The sequence below is a fragment of the Pseudomonas sp. AGC41 genome (assembly GCF_057334555.1).
The window spans coordinates 12,294-15,710 of sequence record NZ_JBHFJB010000048.1; the positions used below are offsets into that span (position 1 = coordinate 12,294).

General features: G+C 62.7%; 2 protein-coding genes. Both read left to right on the forward strand.

From position 1 onward, the window contains the following. Nucleotides 1-184 precede the first annotated feature (184 nt). Nucleotides 185-1,843: a Na/Pi cotransporter family protein gene (locus ACE04F_RS09540; protein ID WP_486106183.1), complete on the forward strand. Its 1,659-nt coding sequence runs from the start codon at nt 185-187 to the stop codon at nt 1,841-1,843. A 146-nt stretch (nt 1,844-1,989) separates the two neighbouring features. Further along, nucleotides 1,990-3,378, forward strand: coding sequence for a M16 family metallopeptidase (locus tag ACE04F_RS09545; RefSeq protein WP_486106185.1), 1,389 nt, complete (start codon nt 1,990-1,992; stop codon nt 3,376-3,378). Nucleotides 3,379-3,417: the final 39 nt, after the last annotated feature.

Consider the following 3,417-nt stretch of genomic DNA (forward strand, 5'->3'; position numbering starts at 1 on the left):
CCCCCCCCCCACAAGGGGAGTGGGGATGTTCCAGAGGAAGTATTTTTATGACAGTTCTGTTTCAAAGCCATCTTCAGCTATGCAATGCTGGCGTCTGAACCATTCGCCAGCTACAGCTTAAGTACCAGTAGAACGATGTGGCATCGTCAACTTGTCCCGTTGGGACGCTAACAGGGGGCTCCTCATGCTGACCCTGCTGAATCTGCTCTCCGCCGTGGCCTTGCTGATCTGGGGCACGCACATCGTCCGTACCGGCATCCTGCGGGTCTATGGCTCGAACCTGCGCCACGTCATCGGTCAGAACATGTCCCGGCGCTGGTTGGCATTCCTCGCCGGGATCATGGTCACCGCCATGGTCCAGAGCAGCAACGCCACGGCCATGCTCGTTACGTCTTTTGTCGGCCAGGGCCTGATGTCGCTGACCCCTGCCCTGGCGACCATGCTCGGGGCCGACGTCGGCACCGCGCTGATGGCCCGGGTGCTGACCCTCGACCTGTCATGGCTGTCGCCGCTGCTGATCTTCCTCGGGGTGATTTTGTTCCTGTCGCGCAAACAGACGCGCGTCGGGCAGATGGGCCGTGTCGGCATCGGCCTTGGCCTGATCATCCTGGCCCTGCAACTGATCGTCGAAGCCGCTGCGCCCATCACCCAGGCCCAAGGCGTGAAGGTGATTTTCGCCTCACTGACCGGCGATATCCTGCTCGATGCGCTGGTGGGCGCGCTGTTCGCCATGATTTCCTACTCCAGCCTCGCCGCCGTGCTGCTGACCGCGACACTGGCCGGCGCGGCGGTTATCAGTTTGCCAGTGGCCATGGGCCTGGTGATCGGCGCCAACATCGGCAGCGGCATTCTGGCGTTTCTCAGCACCAGCATGCAGAACGCCGCCGGACGCCAGGTGGCGCTCGGCAGCCTGCTGTACAAGCTGATTGGCCTGTTGCTGATCATTCCGGTACTCGATCCGCTGGTGGGCTGGCTGGACAGCCTGGATTTCAGCCATCAGGAAACTGTCATCGGTTTTCATCTGCTCTATAACACCGTGCGTTGCCTGGTATTGCTGCCCAGCGTCGGGCCGATGGGCCGGTTGTGTGCCTGGCTGCTGCCGGAGCGCCCAGACACCAACGGCACGGCCAAGCCCCGGCACCTCGATCCCACCGCCCTGGCGACCCCGAGCCTGGCCCTGGCGAATGCGGCCCGGGAAACCTTGCGCATCGGCGATCTGATCGAAAACATGCTCGAAGCCATGCTCGGCGTCCTGCGCGGCGAGCAGACGGCGATCACCCAGCAAGTACGTGCCATGAGCGACGATGTCGAAGCACTGTGCAGCGCGATCAAGCTGTATATGGCGCAAATGCCCCGCGAGGACCTCAGCGAACAGGACAGCCGCCGCTGGGCGGAAATCATCGAACTGGCGATCAATCTCAAGCTGGCCAGCGACCTCATCGAACGCATGCTGCGCAAGGTCCAGCAGCAGAAGACCGCGCAACGCCGGTCGTTTTCCGATGTGGGCCTGGAAGAACTGGCGGGGCTGCACAGTCATCTGCTGGCCAACCTGCGGCTGGGGCTGACGGTGTTCCTGAGTGCCGATCGGGAAAGCGCACGGCAGCTGCTGCGTGAGAAACGTCGCTTTCGCGCGCAGGAACGGCGGATGGCCCACGCCCATGTCAGCCGCCTGCAGCGCAAGGTCGTGCAAAGCCTGGAAACCAGTTCCCTGCACCTGGAGTTGATCGCCGACATGCGGCGTCTGAATTCGCTGTTCTGCGGCAGCGCCTATGTAGTGCTGGAAACCTCGGAGATCGGCGCCTTGGCCGTTGATGAAATTTCCGACATCACCCATTCACCTTGAACGACTGGCGTCCTGGTCAGTCAGTAAAAAGGCCAGGCCTCAAGCCCACCGCCAGCCAGACAACTCCGCGAGGTGGGAGCGAGCTTGCTCGCGATGAAGGCTGACCCGGCACCATGGATCTTCACTCAGCCGCCAGGAAGCCCGTTATGCGTTGTCTGCTGCTCGCCTTGCTTTTGTTCGGCTCATTCCCCGCCATTGCCCAGGATCGCTTCCAGGTCGAAGGCTATACGTTGCCCAACGGCCTACAATTGTTGCTCAAGCCCGGCACCGAACGGGGGCACGTGGCGATTCGGCTAGTGGTCGGCGTGGGCCTCGACGATTTCAGCTGCGCCGACAAGGAGCTGCCGCATCTGCTTGAACATCTTCTGTTCAGTGGCGTCGATGACAGCGGCGAAGGTGGCCTGGAAGAACGTATGCAGGCGCTGGGCGGCGAGTGGAATGCCTTCACCAGCAATGCCGATACGACGTTTGTCATCGAGGCGCCGGCGCGCAATCAACGCAAAGTCCTCGACCTTTTGCTGGCACTGCTGACCCGCACCCGCATCGACGAAAAAGCCCTGGAGGCGGCCAAACGGGTGGTCGAGCGCGAGGACGGCGGTCACTACACCCATCTGCAACGCTGGCTCGACCGCCAGGATCTGGGCCACAAAGCCAGCAACCAATTGGCCGTGGAGCTGGGTTTGCGGTGCGCGGAACGGGCCGAGGTCGAACATCTCACCCTGGCTCGGGTCGAGCAGGTGCGCAAGGCCTGGTATGCCTCCAACAACATGACGCTGATTGTGGTCGGCGATCTCGACCGGTTGTTGCCGGCCTATCTGGAACGCAGTTTCGGCGAGCTTGAACCGGTCGAGCCCAGCGTCCACGAGCCACTGCCGCAGATCCGCTACAGCGCGGTCACCAAGCGCAACCTGATTCGCGGCCTGGCCGGCGATGGCGCCAAGCTTCATTGGCTGTTCCCGGAGCCGGTGCTGGAACAGCAGCACGACGAAACCTTCGACCTGCTCAAGGATTACCTGGACTGGGCGCTCTATCGCCAGTTGCGCTTGGCCAACGGCCTGTCCTACGGCCCTTGGGTGGAGCGGGAAGTCTTTGGTGGCGTGGGTTTTCTCAGCCTGAACGCCGATCTGGCGCGTGAAGACCTGCCGAAAGCCGAGCAGGTACTGGAGCAATTGCGCGGCACGCTGCTCAAGGACGGCCTGGACCCCGAGAGCTTCGTGCGGATCAAACGCGCCGCTATCGCCCATCAGTCCTGGGCGGTGCAAGGCAACAGCGCGTTGGCCGACTATTACTGGGGCGCCCTCGGCGATTATGAGGATGGCCGCTTCGCCAACCCAGCCGTCCGTTTGCAGGCCGTGAGTCTGGAGCAGGCCAACCAGGCCCTGCGCGAACTGCTCAAGGACCCGGGTTACCTGCGCATCGAGAAGCCGCTGCTCAGTGATGACGAGCTGGTCTGGGGGCTGGGTGGATTGGTGGTGTTGCTGCTGGTGGGAATCGGCTGGCGATGGAGTCGCAGGGCGCGACCGCAGCCAGACTGAAATGCCTTGCTCGCGATGGGCCAAATCAAATCCGTGGCG

Bases quoted from the DNA above. Each gene is read 5' to 3' on its own strand.
- ACE04F_RS09545 (WP_486106185.1), top strand. From the start codon at position 1,990: ATGCGTTGTCTGCTGCTCGCCTTGCTTTTGTTCGGCTCATTCCCCGCC.
- ACE04F_RS09540 (WP_486106183.1), top strand. From the start codon at position 185: ATGCTGACCCTGCTGAATCTGCTCTCCGCCGTGGCCTTGCTGATCTGG.